The following is a 17,666-nucleotide window of genomic DNA, read 5'->3' as shown; positions in this document are numbered from 1 at the left end:
CCGGTGTGGGACGATGGCCTTCAGGGTGCTGCGACGCAGGGTGTCAGCTCGCCGATGCAGCCGGCACGTAATGGTTGGCGACGATCTCGCCGAAGGGCCCGGACAGGCTGAAGCCCGGCAGGCCCTCTTTCTGTGCGCGTGGCAGGTGGGGAAACACCTGCTCGGCAAAGTTGTAGGCCTCTTCGAGATGAGGGTAACCGGACAGGATGAAGGTTTCGATGCCGAGGTCGGCGTATTCCTTCATGCGTGCGGCAATCGTCGGGCCGTCGCCGACCAGCGCGGTGCCGGCACCACCGCGCACCAGGCCGACCCCGGCCCACAGATTGGGGCTGACCTCGAGCTTGTCGCGCCGACCGCCGTGCAGCGCGGCCATGCGACGCTGCCCTTCGGAATCCATCTGCGCGAACTTCTTCTGCGCAGCGGCGATGGTGACGTCATCGAGATGGCGGATCAGGTCTTCCGCCGCCTGCCACGCCCGCTCCGTGGTTTCACGCGCGATCACGTGCAGGCGGATGCCGAAGCGCAGCGTGCGGCCGTGGGCGGCGGCGCGGCGGCGCATGTCGGCGATTTTCTCGGCCACCGCGGCCGGCGGTTCGCCCCATGTCAGGTAGACATCGACCTGTTCGGCCGCCAGTTCGTGCGCGGCGGGTGACGAGCCGCCGAACCACAGCGGCGGATGCGGGCGCTGAACGGTGGGGTAGAGCTGCTTGCCGCCCTTGACCGACAGGTGCTTGCCCTCGAAGTCGATGGCTTCGCCGGTGTGTGCGCTCGCCAGGATGCCGCGCCAGATGCGCAGGAACTCGTCGGTGATTTCGTAGCGCTCGTCGTGCGTATTGAAGATGCCGTCGCCGTCCAGCTCGGTCGGGTCGCCGCCGGTCACCACATTGATCAGCAGGCGGCCGCCGGACAGGCGGTCGAAGGTGGCGGCCATGCGTGCGGCGGCCGACGGCGCGGTCAGACCCGGGCGCAGCGCGACCAGGAATTTCAGGCGCTGGGTGAAGCCGATCAGCGCCGATGCGGTGACCCATGCGTCTTCGCAGGAGCGGCCGGTGGGCAGCAGCACGCCGTCGTAACCCAGCGTGTCGGCGGCGATCGCTACCTGCTTCATGTAGTCGAGGCTGACCTGGCGTCCGCCCTCGGCGGTGCCCAGATAGCGGCTGTCGCCGTGGGTGGGGATGAACCAGAACACATTCATGATGCGGACCTTCAGCGGGTGGCGAGTACCGAGGCCTGGCGGACCTCGATGCGTTTCGGAATCAGCTTCAGTTCGAAGAAGGTGTCGGCGAGCTTCTGCTGTTCGGCGAGGATGGCGTCGGTCACCGGCTTCGCGTTGAACTGGTAGCGTCGCAGTGCCAGTTCGACCACCTCGGGCGCCAGCCCCTGTTCCGGCGCGATGCGGGCGGCGGCCTCCTTGATGTTGGCCTTCAGCCAGACCGCATTGCTGTTGATCTCGTCGAACAGCGCGTCGAGCACCCTGCCGTTGGCTTTCGCATAGTCGCGGGCGGCGAGGTAGTAGAAGAAGTTGTTCACGACGCCGCTGCCGTCGGCCAGCACGCGGGCGCCGATCTGCTTCTCGGTGGCCGCGAGGAAGGGGTCCCAGATCGCCCACGCATCGACTGCGCCACGCTCGAATGCGGCACGGGCATCGGCCGGCGGCAGGAACACCACCTGGATGTCGGTGTATTTCAGACCGTGCTTTTCCAGCAGCTTCACCAGCAGGTAATGCACGTTCGAGCCCTTGTTCAGCGCGACGCGCTTGCCCTTCAGTTCGGCCACTGAACGGATCGTCGAATCCTTCGGCACGACGATGGCTTCGGCCTCCGGCGAGGCCGGGTCATAGCCCGCGTAGATGAAGTTGGCGCCGGCCGCCTGGGCGAAGATGGGCGGTGCCTCGCCGACCGCACCGATGTCGACCGCGCCGACATTGAGGCCTTCGAGCAGTTGCGGACCGGCCGGAAACTCGACCCATTTCACTTCGACGCCAAGCGGCGCAAGACGCTTCTCCAGCGAGCCCTGGGCCTTGAGCAGCGTGAGCAGGCTGGCCGATTTCTGGTAGCCGATGCGCAGTGTCTGCGCTGCCGCGGCGTGGGGGGCGACGAGGGCGGCCGATGCGGCGAGCACGCCGCCAATCAGCCAGGCGAGCGCCTTGCGGCGCGAAATGAAGGGCAGGGAGGAGAAGGAGGGCATCGATGGATTCCTTTGTGGGGTTCAGGAAGGGGCGGGCGGAGCGTCGGGTTCAGACGCTGCAGCGGACCTGATCGAAGGGCACCGGATCGACCGCGGGTTCAGGGCGGCGAGCCAGCAGTGCGCGATACTCGTAGATCAGCCGATCCGTCGCCTGAGCGAGCCGGTCGATGATTTCGGCCGACAGCACGTAATCCCCGGTGTCCGACTTGCCCACCGTGGCGTCGGTGGCATGCACACCGGGCAGCACCAGCGAAGGCGACATCGACTGCAGCACCGGGCGCAGCGCGTAATCGAGCGCCAGTGCGTGGTGCGGGCTGCCAGCGGTTGCCAGCGGCAGCACCACCTTGCCCTCGAGTCCGTTCTGCGGCAGCAGGTCGAGGAAGCTCTTGAGCAGTCCGCTGTAGGCCGCCTTGTAGACCGGTGTCGCAATGACGATGGCGGTGGCGCCGGCCACGCGATCGCTGGCGATCCGGATCTGCGGGTCGCCGAACTTCGCGTTAAGCAGCGCCTGGGCAGGCAGGTCGGTGAGCTTCAGGCGGCTGTTGTCGATGCCGCGGCGCTGGATTTCCGCCGCGACGAACCCCGACAACGCGGCCGAGCGCGAAGGCTCGACCGGGCTGCCCTGAATGAACAGGATGGACATTGCGGTTCCTGGCGGTGTTCAGCGCACGCTGATCTGGTCGAACACGCCGCCGTCGGCGAAGTGGGTCTTCTGCGCCTTGGTCCAGCCGCCGAACTCGTCGTCGATGGTGAACAGCTTCACCGGCGCGAAGGTCTTGGCGTACTTGGCGGCGACCTTCGGGTCGATCGGGCGGTAGTAGTTCTTCGCCGCGATTTCCTGACCTTCCGGGCTGTACAGGTATTCAAGATAGGCGGTCGCCACGGCGCGGGTGCCGCGCTTGTCCACCACCTTGTCGACCACGCTGACCGGCGGTTCGGCCAGGATGGACAGCGAGGGCGTGACGATCTCGAACTTGTCCGGACCCAGTTCCTTCACCGCCAGATAGGCTTCGTTCTCCCACGCGATCAGCACGTCACCGATGCCGCGCTCGACGAAGGTGGTGGTCGAGCCGCGTGCGCCGGAGTCGAGCACCTTCACGTTGGCGAACAGCTTCCTGACGAACTCCTTGGCGGTGGCGTCCGAGCCACCCGGCTGCTTCAGCGCGTAGGCCCAGGCGGCCAGATAGTTCCAGCGGGCGCCGCCCGAGGTCTTCGGGTTCGGCGTGATCACTTCGACGCCCGGCTTCACCAGGTCGCTCCAGTCCTTCAGACCTTTCGGGTTGCCCTTGCGCACCAGGAACACGATGGTCGAGGTGTAGGGTGAGGCGTTGTGCGGCAGGCGCTTCTGCCAGTCAGCCGGGATGAGCTTGCCGTTCTGGTGCAGCGCATCGACGTCGTAGGCCAGCGCCAGCGTCACCACGTCGGCTTCGAGGCCGTCGATGACTGAGCGCGCCTGCTTGCCGGAGCCGCCGTGCGACTGCTTGATGGTGACGTTGTCGCCGGTCTTCGCCTTCCAGTGCTTGGCGAAGGCGCTGTTGAAGTCCTGATAGAGCTCGCGCGTCGGGTCGTAGGACACGTTCAGCAGTGTGATGTCGGCGGCGAAGGAATTGGCGATCAGCGTGGTGCCGAGCAGCAGGCTGGCGGCGAGGGTGCGCAGGGTCGTTTTCATTTTGTGTGGCTCCGTGTTGGGAAACATGCGATGGAGCGCACTCTAGGCAGCGGGCCGCGCGAAGCGAACCAATTAAAACTGCGCTGCTTTGCAGCGGATTCGTGCAAAGCATTTGCAGCGGAGTGGGAAGCGAAAGCGCGAACACGCACGGGATTTTTCCGGCGTGGCAGTGGTCTGTGGCACGAAAGGATGCTGCCGATGACCGACCTCTTCACCCCTCTCGCGCGCGACGCGGCCGACCACGATTTCGAACCGACACTGCGGGCCGCGCTGGCGCGTATCGACGCCATCCGCCCGGGCGTCTATGCACGCACGCGCAATCACCTGGACGGCGCGGTGACGCGGCTGTCGCCCTATCTGACGCACGGCTTCGTCGATGTACCGCAGGTGGTCGAGCGGTTGTCGCAGCGCGTCGCACTGTCGGCGGACGACAAGATCGTGTTCGAACTGGCCTGGCGCGAGTACTTCCAACATCTCTGGCGCCACTGGGGCGAGGGCATCTTCGAACCGCGCCGGCAGCCGCCGGCCTCGGACTACGCCGCAGTGGTACCGGACGACGTGCGCGCGGCGCGCACCGGCGTGCCGGTGATCGACAGCGCTGTGCGCACCTTGTACGACACCGGCTATCTGCACAATCACGCACGCATGTGGCTGGCCAGCTACGTCGTGCACGTGCGCAAGACGCACTGGCGCGCCGGCGCCGACTGGATGTACCGCCACCTGCTCGACGGCGATCTGGCGTCGAACACGCTGTCCTGGCAGTGGGTGGCCGGCACGCTGACCGGCAAGCCCTATCTGTTCAACGCGGAGAACGTCGCCCGCTACGCGCCCGATCTGGCCAGCCCGGGTACGGTGATCGACGCCGGTTACGAGGTGCTCGACCGCATCGCACGGCAATCGCCGGACTGCGGCCCCGAGCCTGGGTACGCACCGGGCGTGGTCGAACCGGCGCCGGGTGTGGTGCCCGACCCGGATATCTGGGGCCTGCGCAACGACCGCCGCGAGTGCTGGATCATGCATCCGTGGGCGCTGGGCGCGCCGCCGCAGGGCCGGGTGATCGGCTGGCTGGAGCCGTCCTTCCACGCGCGCTTCCCGTGGAGCGAAAAGCGCTGGAGCTTCGTGCTCACCCGCATGCGTGCCGCCTGCGACGGCATCGTGGTCGGCGATGCGCGCGCGCTGCGCGAACGCCTGGGCGAGGTCAGGCTGTCGTCGATGCAGACGCTGAATCCGGGCTATGCCGAGGCGATGCGTGCCGCCGGCGTGCTGTGCGAGCCGGTTGCGCGGCAGTTCGACGACCCGTCGCAGCCGATGCCCTCATTCACGCGTTTCTGGCAGACCGTCGCGCCAAAGGCCGCGACTCCCCGGCCCTGGCACCTCTGAGGATTCCATGACATTGAACGTCGCCGCTCGCCATCCCGCCCGGCTGCTCGGGCTGGCCGGCCTGATTCCATTCGTCGGACTGACCGTCGCCATCCTCGCCCTGGATGCGCAGCGCGCGTCGCTTGCGCACGCCCAGCTCGCCTACGGCGCCACCATCGTCAGCTTCATCGGCGCGCTGCACTGGGGGCTGGCGATGCGCGACGCCGCGCTCGACGCGACGGCGCAGTGGCGCGCCCTCGGTTGGGGGGTGATGCCCTCGCTGGTCGCCTGGTGCGCCTTGCTGCTGCCGCTGCCGGCCGGACTGTGGGTGCTGGCGGCGACGGTGCCTGCCTGCTGGTGGATGGATGGGCGACTGTCGCGTCTGCTGTCGCTGGAGCCGTGGTTCATGCAGCTGCGCACGCTGCTCAGTGCCATCGTCACGGTCTGCCTGCTGCTGTCTGCGCTGGCAATGGCCTGACCATGCAGGTGGTCTGGTTCAAGCGCGACCTGCGCGTCGCCGACCACGCGCCGCTCTGTGCCGCGGCAGCGGCGGGGCCGGTACTGGCGCTCTACGCCTACGAGCCGCGACTGCTTGCCGAGCCAGACGTCGACGCGCGCCACGTCGGCTTCCTGAACGAGGCGCTGGACGATTTAGAGCGTCGGCTGCATGCGCTCGGCCTGCCGCTGCTGCGCCTGCACGGCGACATGCCGGCGCTGCTCGACCGGCTGCACGCGTCCGCGCGGATCGATGGACTGTGGAGCCATGAGGAGACCGGCAATCTGGCCAGCTTCGAGCGCGACCGCGCAGTTGCCGCCTGGTGTCGGCAGCACGGTGTGGCCTGGCGCGAACTGCCGAGCGGCGGCGTGGTGCGTCGGCTGAGCGACCGCGACACCTGGTCGGATCGCTGGATGCGCCGCATGACACCCGCGCCACTGCCGCCACCGCCGCGCGTCACGGCGGCACGCGTGCCGCTGGCCAGCCTGCAACGTGCGCTGACTGCGGCCGAGCTGGGCCTGCGCTCGACCGACATCGAAGCGCGCCAGCCGGCGGGCAGGGCGCATGCGCGGCAGATTCTGGACGACTTCCTCGCGCATCGCGTGACGCGCTACCGGCGCGGCATGTCCAGCCCGCTCAGCGGTGCGCACGACTGTTCGCGCCTGTCGCCGCATCTCGCCTTCGGCTCGCTGTCGCTGCGTGAGGTCGTGCATGCCGTGTGGCGCGAGCGCGCCCGTTGGCTCGCGCAGCCGCCGGGCGCGCACGCACAGGCGGTGCTCGCCGGCCTCAAATCGTTCGAGAGCCGCCTGCACTGGCACTGCCATTTCATCCAGAAGCTGGAGTCGGAACCGCAGATCGAACTGCGCGCGGTGCACCGCCTGTACGACGGTCTGCGCGAGGCAGACTTCTCGATCGAACGGCAGCGCGCCTGGTGCCGCGGCGAAACAGGCTATCCCTTCATCGACGCCTGCATGCGGGCGCTGAATGCGACCGGCTGGATCAACTTCCGCATGCGCGCGATGCTGGTCGCCTTCTCGTCCTACCAGCTGTGGAACCACTGGCGCGAACCCGGCCTGCATCTGGCGCGGATGTTCACCGACTTCGAACCGGGCATCCACTGGCCGCAGGTACAGATGCAGTCTGGCGTCACCGGCATCAACACGCTGCGCATCTACAACCCGGTGAAGCAGCAGCTGGACCAGGATCCGAAAGGCATTTTCGTGCGCCGCTGGCTGCCCGAACTGGCGCGCGTGCCGCTGTCGCTGCTGGCCGAGCCCTGGCTGATGAGTGTCGCGCAGCAGCGCGAAGCGGGATGCCTGATCGGACGTGATTACCCGGCGCCGGTGGTCGACCACATCGTCGCCGCGCGCCATGCGCGCGACGCCGTGTGGGCGGTCAGGAAGAAGCCTGAGGCGGCGGCCGAGGCACGACGCGTGCTGGTGCAGCACGGCAGTCGCAACCCGGACAGGGAAGGCCGTCGACGCCCTGGGCGCAAGGTGAAGACGAAGGCGGACGACGGCGGCCAGATGGGTTTCGGCTTCTGACCCCTGACCCCTGACCCCTGACCCCTCTAGTCCCCGAGAGCCTGCACCAGATCCGCGATCAGGTCATCGGCGTCCTCGATGCCGATCGACAGGCGCAGCATCGAATCGGGTATGCCGCGCCGCGCGCGTTCTTCCGGCGCGATGCCGTGGTGGGTGGTGGTGCAGGGCTGCGTGACCAGGCTTTCGACGCCGCCCAGACTGGGCGCCAGCTTGATCAGGCGCAGCCGGTCGGCGACGCGGGTGGCGTCGGCGCCGTCGCCGCGCACGACGATGCTCAGCATGCCGCCGAAGCCATCCATCTGCGCCTTGGCCAGCGCGTGGCCCGGTGCGTCCGGCAGTCCCGGGTAATGCACGCGCGCGATCTTCGGGTGGCGCGCCATCGCCTCGGCCACCACCTGCGCGTTGGCATTGTGCTGACGCACGCGCACGACCAGCGTGCGCAGGCTGCGCGACAGCAGCGCGGCGGTTTCCGGCGACGGCACCGTGCCAAGGTTCTTGCGCCAGGCCTGGATCGGTTCGAGCAGGTCTTTGCTGGCCATCAAAGCACCGGCAGTCAGATCGCTGTGACCGCCCAGATACTTGGTCGCGCTGTGCATGACGATGTCGGCGCCCAGTTCGAGCGGGCGCTGGTTCACTGGCGAGGCGAAGGTGTTGTCGATGGCCACAAGTGCGCCGTGCGCGTGCGCTCTGGCGGCAAGCGCACGGATGTCGACGATGTCCAGCGTCGGGTTGGTCGGCGTTTCGAAGAACACCAGCTTCACACCGTCAGCCAGTAGCGCATCCAGCCTGTCGTGCTCGTTGCCGAGGATGCAGTGCGTGCGCAGGCCGAGGCCCGGCAGTTGCTGTTCCAGCAGTTCCAGCGTGCCGCCGTAGGCGTCGCCGAAGCAGACGATGCCGTTGCGTCCGTGCGTCAGGAAGAGCGCGCTCAGCGCCGCCATGCCGGACGAGAACACCCAGGCCGCCTCGGCCGACTCCAGACCGGCAAGCGTTTCCTCGACCGCCTGTATCGTCGGATTCAGACCGTAGCGCGTGTACAGCCCGCCACGCCTGCGGCCGTCGATCACCTCAAGCAGATCGGCGGTCGAATCGAAACCGAAAGTGGTGGTGTTGTAGATCGGCGGGTAGGGGCTGCCGTAGGCGTCACCGGCGGTGTGACCATGGATCGCACGGGTGGCAAGGCGTGTGTTCTTGTTGCTGGACATGGGCGGCCTTCCTTGCGGGATGAGACCGCAAGAATACGCCGCCCGCGTTGCCGGTGTCGCCGGATCAGCGCGGGTGGCTGATCCGGTCTTCCGCTGCGGAGACGAGTGCTGCGAATTCACACAAGCTGTTCATCATGAATCCGCTTTCCGATAGGTCAGTAGGCAGCCGGCGACTTCGCGACCGTCTGCTCCGCGGGTGCCTTCTCGTCGCGGCGGTCGATGGTGACCGATTCGCCCATGCGGACCGGCAGGTCGTTCGGATAGTTGTAACCGGTGCCCTTGTTGTGATCGATGATGGCGCCGATGCCACCGCCGAAAATGATGTTGCCCCACATGCTGCCGGCCGAACGCGAGATCGCGCGCAGGAAACCGTCGCTCATGCCGTCCTTCTTGCATTCGACGTTGAGGTCCTCGGCCGAGCGGCGGATCATGACATTGCCGGGGGCGGTTGCAGTCCAGCTGCCCTTGTCGTTCTTCAGCGTGCACTTGGTTTCGGGAACCGCATCGCCGTCCTGCGTGCGTGCGCTGAGGGTGACGGTCTGCATTTCGCTGGACGTGATCGTCGAGCAGCCGCCGAACAGCGAGGCGCTCAGGAGCAGAAAGGGAAGGGTGGTCTTCAAGGGTGGGTCCTCATGATGAAGTGCCCCGCCGGTTGTGATGTACTACTTTAGTTATATGCAAAAAGAATTGAATTTCGCGGGGCGCGCGGACTATAAGCGGTGAATCGCTTCGTCATTGCTCAATGACAAAAATTTACGATTCCCGGGACTGCAACCTTGCGCCGCCGAGCTCGGTCGGCGAATCTGAGAACGGGGCGTTTTCAGCCCAGGCAGAAGAACTCGACCACGTCGCTCGCCGCGCTGCGTGGTGAGCCGAAGGCGAGCCAGCCGTGGCCGTCGATGACGACCTCCTCGCGGGTGAGCGCGAATTCGTGGCGTCCTTCGATGGTGACGAAGGTGCCGTTGCTGGAGCGGTCGGTCAGCACGAAGCGGTCGCGTCGGAATTCGAGGTCGCAGTGCTGGCGTGAGGCGCGGGCGTCCTTGACCAGGATGTCGACGCCGGCGTCGCGGCCCATGCGCAGCCGCGGATGTTCGGCGCCGAGCAGCCAGACGCGGCCGCCGTGATAGACGCGCATTTCCAGCTTGCCGCTGCTGAAGTTCAGTCCGCCGACATGGGTGACGTGCTCTGAGTGCTCGCAGCGCAGTTCGCACATTTCGACCGAACGCGCGACACCCTTGACGACGCGTGGCGGCATTGGCCGCACCATGTGCTGGAAGTGCTCGCTGAGGCGCACCGCGGCTTCGGTCGACACGATTGCGCGGCCATGGCTGCCCAGTTCCGACAGACGGGCGGCGATGTTCACCGATTCGCCGTAGATGTCGTCGCCGGTTTCGATGACCGGGCCGAAGTGGAAGCCGGTGCGCACGCCGAGCGAAAAGTGCGTGGCCAGCGGCAGGCCGCTGATGTCGCGGTGGATGGCCAGCGCGGTGTCGGCGGCGTGGTCGCAGGCGCGGAAGGTGGCGAGCAGGCCGTCGCCGGTCATCTTGATCACGCGGCCCGAACTGCCGATGACCGAGTCGCGCATGGTGCGCAGGCAGCGGTCGATCAGCGCGAAGGCGGCGGTGTCGCCCATGCGCTCATAGAGCTGGGTGCTGCCCACCAGATCGGCGAACAGCACGGCGCATTCCTTCGATACGGGCGGTACGCGGGCCATGATTCCTTATGCGAAGAAGCGGCTGCGCACGTCGTCGGGCAGGACGACGCCGGTGGCGTGTGCGCGGGCGAGCAGTTCCCAATAGTAGCGATAGGAGGCGCGGTCGTGCAGCGTGTCGTGGTGCCGGGTCGGCCCCCAGCTCGCGTCCTGCGCACCGCAGAGGATGGCGATCGCGTCCTCGACCTCGCTGAAGTCGGGCCGCATCTCCTCGACGATGGGCAGGATCTGGTTCGGGTGGATGCTCCACATGCGCATGAAACCGAACTGGCGGCGTGCGAGGCGGGCGTCGTTGCGGATGAAGTCGACGTCGCGGATTTCGGTGGTGACGTTGTGCGTCGGCACCACGCCGCAGCCGTGCGCCGCGGCGGCGATTTCGCACTTGGTGCGCACGATGATGGGGTGTTCGAACTGGGTCGGGCTCTTCATCGCGTCGCCCGGCAGCGCGCCGTGGTGGGCGCTGACGAAGTCCATCAGGCCGAGGTCGATCGATTCCACGCGTTCCATCGCGGCGATGTTCCACACCTCGCGCAGCGCGCCGTGGCTTTCGATCAGCACGTGCACCGGAATGCTGCGCTTCAGGCCGGCCATCGTTTCGCAGGTGCGCAGCCAGTCGAGCTGCACGCGCACGTCGTCGGCCGAGCGCGCCTTGGGCAGCGTGATGAAGGCAAGCTTGTCGCCGGCTTCGCCGACGATGACGTCCATGTCGGCCTTCCAGTGTGCATGCGTCACGTCGTGGATGCGTACGCCGACGCGGTTGAAACGGTTGTCCTCACCGGCGATCACGGACGCGCACAGCTTGCGGTGTTCGACCTCGTTGCCGGCGGCCGCGCCGTCCTCGCAATCGCAGGTGACGTCGAAGATGGGACCCAGTTCGGCCTGCAGCGCGAGCGCCTTACGCATCAGCTTTTCGGAGCCGGCGTAGTGGTCGACGGCGGGCAGGATGGGAAAGGGCTTGTCGCCCTTGTAAAGCACCTCGCGCGGATGGACGGCAGCATTCATGCGGACAACTCCGGCATAAAAAAAGCGGCCACGTTACCGGGCCGCTTCTTTCGATTCAAGCCTGTACGCCCCCGGATCGACCCGGCAGAGCGGGGTGATCCGGAACGGGCGCACATGACCGGCAGATCAGAGCAGGTCGGCGACGCCGGCGCGCTCCTCTTCCAGTTCGGCCAGCGTCTTGGCGACGTAAGGCTTGGAGAACTCGTCGATCTCCAGACCCTTGACGATGGTGTATTCGCCGTTGGCGCAGATGCAGGGGAAGCCGAACACCAGGCCTTCCGGGATGCCGTAGGAACCGTCGGACGGCACGCCCATGGTGACCCAGTCACCGTTCGAGCCGAGGTGCCAGTCGCGCATGTGGTCGATCGCGGCGTTGGCGGCCGAGGCGGCCGACGACAGGCCACGGGCCTCGATGATGGCGGCGCCGCGCTTGCCTACGGTCGGCAGGAAGGTCTTGGCGTTCCACTCCTGATCGTTCACCAGCTGGGCGACGCTGTCGCCATTCGAGGTGGCGAAGCGGTAGTCGGCGTACATCGTCGGGCTGTGGTTGCCCCACACGGTCATCGTCTTGAACGACGACACCGGGCGGCCGATCTTGGCCGACAGCTGCGACAGCGCGCGGTTGTGGTCCAGACGCAGCATGGCGGTGAAGTTCTTCGCCGGCACGCGGCCACCGGCCTTGGCGGCGGTCTTCATCGCGATGTAGGCGTTGGTGTTGCAGGGGTTGCCGACCACCAGGATCTTGCAGTTCGGCGATGCGTTCTGGCCGATGGCCGCGCCCTGCACGGTGAAGATCTTGGCGTTTTCGGTCAGCAGATCCTTGCGCTCCATGCCGGGGCCGCGCGGGCGGGCACCGACCAGCAGCGCGAAGTCGGCGTCCTTGAACGCGACATTCGGGTCGTCGGTGGCGATCATGCCGGCGAGCAGCGGGAAGGCGCAGTCGTCCAGTTCCATCATCACACCGGTCAGCGCCTTCTGGGCCTGCGGCAGGTCGAGCAGTTGAAGAATGACCGGCTGGTCCTTGCCGAGCATTTCACCGCTGGCGATACGGAACAGCAGGGCGTAGCCGATTTGACCGGCAGCGCCGGTCACCGCGACGCGAAGGGGCGTCTTTGACATGGTGGTCTCCTGTCTGAGGATGGGACGGGGCGTTATCAGTGCGTTGTGCGCGGGCCGAATTATGGTCGACCCGCGGCGGTTTTGACACACAGCACAAAAATCGGCGTTCGCAACCGGGGCTGGCCGGCTGGAAAGTGCGTTTTTGCACGGCATCAATTTATATCATATATAAGACATCAGACACGATGTAGACGTGACAGGATTTCTGTGCTGAAATTGTTGCATGGCACAGGAATCCCCCACCTTCAGCCCGCTGTATCGACAGATACGCGGCTTGCTCACGCAGGCATTGCAGAGTGGCGAATGGCGTCCGGGTGAGGCGATCCCGAGCGAAACCGAACTCGCCCAGCGCTTCAACGTGAGTCAGGGGACGGTGCGCAAGGCCATCGACGAGATGGCGGCGGACAACCTGCTGGTGCGCAAACAGGGTAAGGGTACCTTTGTTGCGACGCATCACGATCCCCGCGCATTCTTCCGTTTTCTCCGTCTCGCGCCGATCAACGGCACGATAGAAACCTCGCAGAGCGTGCCGCTCGAATGCTGGCGCGCGCGCGCCGGCCAGGAAGTGGCCCGCACGCTGGACGTCGAGGTCGGCTCGCAGATCATCATCGTGCGCCGTCTGCTGAAGTTCGCCGGCAAGCCGGTCGTGATCGACGAAATCTATCTGCGCGGCGACCTGTTTCCGGGGCTCAACCTCGATGTGCTCAAGGAACAGCAGGGTTCGCTCTATTCCTTCTTCGAAACCCGTTTCGGCGTGCGCATGGTGCGCGCCGAAGAGCGTCTGCGCGCGGTCGCGGCCGACCGCCAGAGTGCGGATTACCTCGAAGTGCAGGAAGGCAGCCCTTTGCTGTCGGTCGAGCGCGTTGCCTATACCTATGACGACAAGCCGGTCGAGTGGCGCCGCGGACTGTGTTCGACGGCGGACCACTATTACCTGAACAACCTGAATTGACGGAGCCGGCGACGACCGGCATGTGACACGACTTTTTCCAGGAGAGCGAGCCAGATGGCCAATACAGCCAGCAAGACCAGACCGAAGCACCTCCAGCTGACGGCGATACGCCTGCCGTTGCCGGGCATCGTGTCCATCCTCCACCGCATCAGCGGTGCCGGCCTTTTCCTCTGTCTGCCGCTGCTGCTGTGGCTGTTCGACGCCAGCCTGGGTTCGCCGGACACCTTCGAGTCGTTCAGCGCGGTGGTCGGTCATCCGCTGGCCAAGCTTCTGCTTCTCGGCCTGATGTGGGCCTACCTGCATCACTTCTGTGCCGGCGTCCGCTTCCTGCTGCTGGACATGCACAAGGGCCTCGAACTCGCCACCGCGCGCAAGAGCTCGGTCGCCGTGCTGGTCGTGAGCCTGACGCTTACCGTGATCCTGGGGGTGAAACTGTGGTGAATCGTGTCGTTGTCGGTGCCCACTACGGGCTGAAGGACTGGCTGGGTCAGCGCATCACGGCCGTCGTGATGGCGGTCTACACGCTCATCTTCGCGGTCGGCGTGCTGTCGATGGGCGAATTGAACTACGAGAACTGGCACGGTCTGTTCGCAGGTGGGTTCATGCGCTTCGCGACCTTCCTGTTCTTCGCGTCGCTGATGTACCACGCCTGGGTGGGCGTGCGCGACATCTATATGGACTACATCAAGCCCACCGGCGTGCGCGTCGTGCTGCATGCGGTGACCTTGCTTGCCCTGATCGGTTATCTGGGCTGGGCAGCCCAAGTTCTCTGGAGACTGTAAGTGAGCGTACCTGTCCGCAAGTTTGATGCAGTCATCGTCGGCGCCGGTGGCGCCGGTCTGCGCGCCGCCATCCAGCTGTCCGAAGCCGGCCTGCGCACCGCAGTGATTTCCAAGGTGTTCCCGACCCGTTCGCACACCGTTGCGGCGCAGGGCGGTGTGGCCGCCTCGCTCGGCAACTCCGAGGAAGATCACTGGCACTGGCACATGTACGACACGGTCAAGGGTTCCGACTGGCTCGGCGACCAGGACGCGATCGAATTCATGTGCCGCAAGGCCAACGAGGTGGTGATCGAGCTCGAACACTACGGCATGCCTTTCGATCGTCTGGACAGCGGCAAGATCTATCAGCGCCCGTTCGGCGGCCACATGTCGAATTTCGGCGAAAAGCCGGTCCGTCGCTCCTGTGCCGCCGCTGACCGTACCGGTCACGCGATGCTGCACGCGATGTACCAGCGCAACGTCAAGGCCAACACCCAGTTCTTCATTGAATGGATGGCGCTGGACCTGATCCGCGACGAAGAGGGCGACGTGGTCGGCGTGACCGCGATGGAAATGGAAACGGGCGAAGTGTTCGTGTTCCACGCCAAGGCCGTGCTGTTCGCGACCGGCGGTGCCGGCCGCATCTATTACAGCTCGACCAACGCCTTCATCAACACGGGTGACGGCGTGGGCATGGCGGCGCGTGCCGGCATTCCGCTGGAAGACATGGAGTTCTGGCAGTTCCACCCGACCGGCGTGGCCGGTGCTGGCGTGCTGATCACCGAAGGCGTGCGCGGCGAAGGCGGCATCCTGCGCAACGCCTCGGGCGAGCGTTTCATGGAACGCTATGCGCCGAACGCCAAGGACCTGGCGTCGCGCGACGTGGTATCGCGCGCCATGGTGACCGAAATCAACGAAGGTCGCGGCTGCGGTCCGAACAAGGACCACGTGATGCTGGACATCACCCACCTCGACCCGGCCACCATCATGAAGCGCCTGCCGGGCATCCGCGAGATCGGCATCCAGTTCGCCGGTGTCGACGCGATCAAGGAACCGCTGCCGGTGGTGCCGACCTGCCATTACCAGATGGGCGGCATCCCGACCAATTACAACGGTGAAGTCGTGGTGCCGAAGGACGGCAATCCGAGCACGCCGGTCAAGGGCTTCTACGCTGCCGGCGAATGTGCCTGTGCATCGGTGCATGGCGCCAACCGCCTGGGCACCAACTCGCTGCTCGACCTGCTGGTGTTCGGCAAGTCGGCCGGCGAGTCGATGGTCGAGTACATCAAGGCGCAGCCGGCTGCACACAAGCCGCTGCCGGCCAACGCTGCCGACTACTCGCTGTCGCGCATCAACCGTCTGGACAACCAGAAGGATGGTGCGGCGGTCGGTGCCACCCGTCTGGCCATGCAGCGCACGATGCAGGCGCACTGCGGCGTGTTCCGCTTCAAGGACATGCTGGCCGAAGGCGTGAGCAAGATTCTCGACATCGAGAAGATGGCTGCCACGACCGAGATCAAGGACAAGTCCAAGGTGTTCAACACCGCCCGCCTGGAGGCGCTGGAACTGGACAACCTGATCGAGGTGGCCAAGGCGACCATCGTGTCCGCCAACGCGCGCACCGAATCGCGCGGCGCTCATGTGCGCGACGACGCGACCGACACCCCGGAACGTCCGGACGGCCGCGACGACGTGAACTGGCTCAAGCACACGCTGTGGCACCGCGAGGGCAACAAGCTCGAGTACAAGCCGGTGAACATGAAGCCGCTCACGGTTGACACCATCGCGCTGAAGAAGCGCGCCTACTGAGGATCACAGCATGACTGCCCGTACTGTCGAATTCAGTATCTACCGCTTCGACCCGGACCGCGACGAAAAGCCCTACATGCAGTCGATTTCCATCGATCTCGACGGCACCGAACGCAAGCTGCTCGACGCGCTGGTCAAGCTGAAGGACAAGGACGACTCGCTGTCCTTCCGCCGCTCCTGCCGCGAAGGCGTGTGCGGTTCGGACGCGATGAACATCAATGGCAAGAACGGTCTGGCCTGTCTGACCGACATGAAGGACCTGCAGTCGCCGGTGGTGCTGCGTCCGCTGCCCGGCCTGCCGGTCGTGCGCGACCTCATCGTCGACATGACCCAGTTCTTCAAGCAGTACCACTCGATCAAGCCTTACCTGATCAACGAGGAACATCCGCCCGAGCGCGAGCGCCTGCAGTCGCCGGAAGACCGCGAGGAACTGAACGGCCTGTACGAGTGCATTCTCTGTGCGTGCTGCTCGACCTCCTGCCCGTCGTTCTGGTGGAACCCGGACAAGTTCGTCGGCCCGGCCGGTCTGCTGGCCGCCTACCGTTTCATCGCCGATACGCGCGATCAGGCCACCAGCGAACGTCTGGACAACCTGGAAGACCCGTATCGCCTGTTCCGCTGCCACACCATCATGAACTGCGTCGATGTCTGCCCGAAGGGTCTGAACCCGACGCGCGCCATCGGCAAGATCAAGGACATGATGGTCCGCAGGGCAGTCTGATCATGGACGACGCGGCCAACGACCAGCAGGTCAATATGGGACGTCTGCGCTGGCATTGCCGGCGCGGGCTGCTCGAGCTCGATCTGGTCCTGCAGCGCGTCGTCGAGGGAGGGTTGCTGGAGGAGTTGAGTGAACAACAGAGGGCAGAGCTGTTCGAACTGCTCCATTACGACGACATCACCTTGTTGGCGATTGTCAGCGGGCGCGAAGAATGTGAGGAGCCGCGCCTGAAGGGGATGGTCGATCTGCTGCGCGCAGTCTGACGCGCACTGGTTTCGGCCCGGGCTTTTTTGAGGAAGTGAAGAGGTTAGACATGACAAATCAACGCACCGCCACGCTGACCATCGATGGACAGACCACCGAATTCCCGATCATGAGCGGGACGGTTGGCCCTGACGTGGTTGATATCCGTACGATGTACGGCAAGACCGGCATGTTCACGTACGACACCGGTTACCTCTCCACCGCCAGCTGCAAGTCGTCGATCACCTACATCGATGGCGACAAGGGTGAGCTGTGGTATCGCGGTTACCCGATCGAGCAACTCGCCGAGCACTGCGACTTCCTCGATGTGTGCTACCTGCTGAAGAACAGCGAACTGCCGACCGCCGCCGAAAAGGCCGACTATGTGGGCCAGATCAAGCGCCACACGCTGGTGCACGAACAGCTGGCCCGCTTCTACGCCGGTTTCCGTCGCGACGCCCACCCGATGGCCATCATGGCCGGTGTGGTTGGTGCGCTGTCCGCCTTCTACCACGACGGCATGGACATTTCGGACCAGGCTCATCGCGACATCTCGATCAATCGTCTGATCGCCAAGATGCCGACCATCACGGCCATGGCCTACAAGTACTCGATCGGCCAGCCCTTCATGTACCCGCGCAATGACCTGAGCTATGCCGGCAACTTCATGTACATGATGTTCGGCACGCCGTGCGAGGAGTACAAGCCGAACCCGGTGCTGGAAAAGGCGCTCGACCGCATCCTGACGCTGCACGCCGACCACGAACAGAACGCCTCGACCTCGACCGTCCGTCTGGCCGGTTCGTCGGGCGCCAACCCGTACGCCGTCATCGCCGCCGGCATCGCCTGCCTGTGGGGTCCGGCGCACGGTGGCGCGAACGAGGCCTGCCT

At 65.7% G+C, this 17,666-nt stretch carries 19 protein-coding genes; 10 read left to right on the top strand and 9 right to left on the bottom strand.

The window, feature by feature from the left end:
* Positions 1–43: 43 nt before the first annotated feature.
* From ssuD to AC51BJ_RS12995, 4 genes are read right to left on the bottom strand one after another with little or no spacing between them, the layout of a single operon-like run.
* Positions 44–1,195, bottom strand: a complete 1,152-nt coding sequence (gene ssuD / locus AC51BJ_RS13010; protein WP_430433895.1) for an FMNH2-dependent alkanesulfonate monooxygenase — start codon at positions 1,193–1,195, stop codon at positions 44–46.
* 11 nt (positions 1,196–1,206) lie between these two features.
* On the bottom strand, positions 1,207–2,187 hold the full coding sequence (locus tag AC51BJ_RS13005) for a sulfonate ABC transporter substrate-binding protein (protein WP_496280496.1): 981 nt from the start codon (positions 2,185–2,187) through the stop codon (positions 1,207–1,209).
* A gap of 49 nt (positions 2,188–2,236) precedes the next feature.
* Positions 2,237–2,830, bottom strand: a complete 594-nt coding sequence (ssuE, locus tag AC51BJ_RS13000; RefSeq protein WP_496280495.1) for an NADPH-dependent FMN reductase — start codon at positions 2,828–2,830, stop codon at positions 2,237–2,239.
* Between the two features lie 18 nt (positions 2,831–2,848).
* A complete protein-coding gene (locus AC51BJ_RS12995; RefSeq protein ID WP_496280494.1) occupies positions 2,849–3,856 on the bottom strand; it encodes a sulfate ABC transporter substrate-binding protein in 1,008 nt (335 codons plus the stop codon).
* Positions 3,857–4,054: 198 nt separating this feature from the next.
* On the opposite strand from AC51BJ_RS12995, the gene AC51BJ_RS12990 reads away from it, so the two are divergent.
* From AC51BJ_RS12990 to AC51BJ_RS12980, 3 genes are read left to right on the top strand one after another with little or no spacing between them, the layout of a single operon-like run.
* Complete coding sequence (locus AC51BJ_RS12990; RefSeq protein ID WP_496280493.1) at positions 4,055–5,236, top strand: FAD-binding domain-containing protein; 1,182 nt, start codon at positions 4,055–4,057, stop codon at positions 5,234–5,236.
* Positions 5,237–5,243: 7 nt separating this feature from the next.
* Positions 5,244–5,693 carry a DUF3429 domain-containing protein gene (locus AC51BJ_RS12985; protein ID WP_496280492.1) on the top strand — a complete coding sequence of 150 codons (450 nt, stop codon included), beginning with the start codon at positions 5,244–5,246 and terminating at the stop codon, positions 5,691–5,693.
* A gap of 2 nt (positions 5,694–5,695) precedes the next feature.
* A complete protein-coding gene (locus tag AC51BJ_RS12980) occupies positions 5,696–7,255 on the top strand; it encodes a cryptochrome/deoxyribodipyrimidine photo-lyase family protein (RefSeq protein WP_496280491.1) in 1,560 nt (519 codons plus the stop codon).
* 26 nt (positions 7,256–7,281) lie between these two features.
* Here AC51BJ_RS12980 and AC51BJ_RS12975 read toward each other — a convergent pair whose 3' ends face one another.
* The 5 genes from AC51BJ_RS12975 to AC51BJ_RS12955 form a co-directional block, all read right to left on the bottom strand.
* On the bottom strand, positions 7,282–8,457 hold the full coding sequence (locus tag AC51BJ_RS12975; RefSeq protein ID WP_496280490.1) for a trans-sulfuration enzyme family protein: 1,176 nt from the start codon (positions 8,455–8,457) through the stop codon (positions 7,282–7,284).
* A gap of 155 nt (positions 8,458–8,612) precedes the next feature.
* Positions 8,613–9,077: a hypothetical protein gene (locus AC51BJ_RS12970; protein ID WP_496280489.1), complete on the bottom strand. Its 465-nt coding sequence runs from the start codon at positions 9,075–9,077 to the stop codon at positions 8,613–8,615.
* 200 nt (positions 9,078–9,277) lie between these two features.
* Positions 9,278–10,171 carry an adenylate/guanylate cyclase domain-containing protein gene (locus AC51BJ_RS12965; protein WP_020164562.1) on the bottom strand — a complete coding sequence of 298 codons (894 nt, stop codon included), beginning with the start codon at positions 10,169–10,171 and terminating at the stop codon, positions 9,278–9,280.
* 6 nt (positions 10,172–10,177) lie between these two features.
* Complete coding sequence (locus tag AC51BJ_RS12960; protein ID WP_496280488.1) at positions 10,178–11,170, bottom strand: HpcH/HpaI aldolase/citrate lyase family protein; 993 nt, start codon at positions 11,168–11,170, stop codon at positions 10,178–10,180.
* A gap of 126 nt (positions 11,171–11,296) precedes the next feature.
* Positions 11,297–12,289: a malate dehydrogenase gene (locus tag AC51BJ_RS12955; protein ID WP_024300454.1), complete on the bottom strand. Its 993-nt coding sequence runs from the start codon at positions 12,287–12,289 to the stop codon at positions 11,297–11,299.
* Positions 12,290–12,512: 223 nt separating this feature from the next.
* Here AC51BJ_RS12955 and AC51BJ_RS12950 point away from each other — a divergent pair, with 223 nt between their 5' ends.
* The 7 genes from AC51BJ_RS12950 to AC51BJ_RS12920 form a co-directional block, all read left to right on the top strand.
* Positions 12,513–13,241 carry a GntR family transcriptional regulator gene (locus tag AC51BJ_RS12950; RefSeq protein ID WP_019918357.1) on the top strand — a complete coding sequence of 243 codons (729 nt, stop codon included), beginning with the start codon at positions 12,513–12,515 and terminating at the stop codon, positions 13,239–13,241.
* Between the two features lie 54 nt (positions 13,242–13,295).
* Positions 13,296–13,682, top strand: a complete 387-nt coding sequence (sdhC, locus tag AC51BJ_RS12945; RefSeq protein ID WP_019918356.1) for a succinate dehydrogenase, cytochrome b556 subunit — start codon at positions 13,296–13,298, stop codon at positions 13,680–13,682.
* On the top strand, positions 13,676–14,023 hold the full coding sequence (sdhD, locus tag AC51BJ_RS12940) for a succinate dehydrogenase, hydrophobic membrane anchor protein (protein WP_019918355.1): 348 nt from the start codon (positions 13,676–13,678) through the stop codon (positions 14,021–14,023). The genes sdhC and sdhD overlap by 7 nt, the downstream gene beginning before the upstream one ends.
* Positions 14,024–15,811 (top strand): succinate dehydrogenase flavoprotein subunit, encoded by a 1,788-nt coding sequence (gene sdhA, locus AC51BJ_RS12935; RefSeq protein WP_496280487.1) that lies wholly within the window; start codon positions 14,024–14,026, stop codon positions 15,809–15,811.
* A gap of 10 nt (positions 15,812–15,821) precedes the next feature.
* On the top strand, positions 15,822–16,532 hold the full coding sequence (locus AC51BJ_RS12930) for a succinate dehydrogenase iron-sulfur subunit (RefSeq protein WP_019918353.1): 711 nt from the start codon (positions 15,822–15,824) through the stop codon (positions 16,530–16,532).
* Positions 16,533–16,534: 2 nt separating this feature from the next.
* Positions 16,535–16,795: an FAD assembly factor SdhE gene (locus tag AC51BJ_RS12925; protein WP_019918352.1), complete on the top strand. Its 261-nt coding sequence runs from the start codon at positions 16,535–16,537 to the stop codon at positions 16,793–16,795.
* Positions 16,796–16,845: 50 nt separating this feature from the next.
* Positions 16,846–17,666: citrate/2-methylcitrate synthase (locus tag AC51BJ_RS12920; RefSeq protein WP_496280486.1), on the top strand; the 821-nt coding region annotated here is incomplete at its 3' end.

The organism is Methyloversatilis sp. S146-33 (assembly GCF_059552495.1).
Note: the sequence above shows the minus strand (reverse complement) of the source record. Positions and strands in the feature narration are given on the sequence as shown.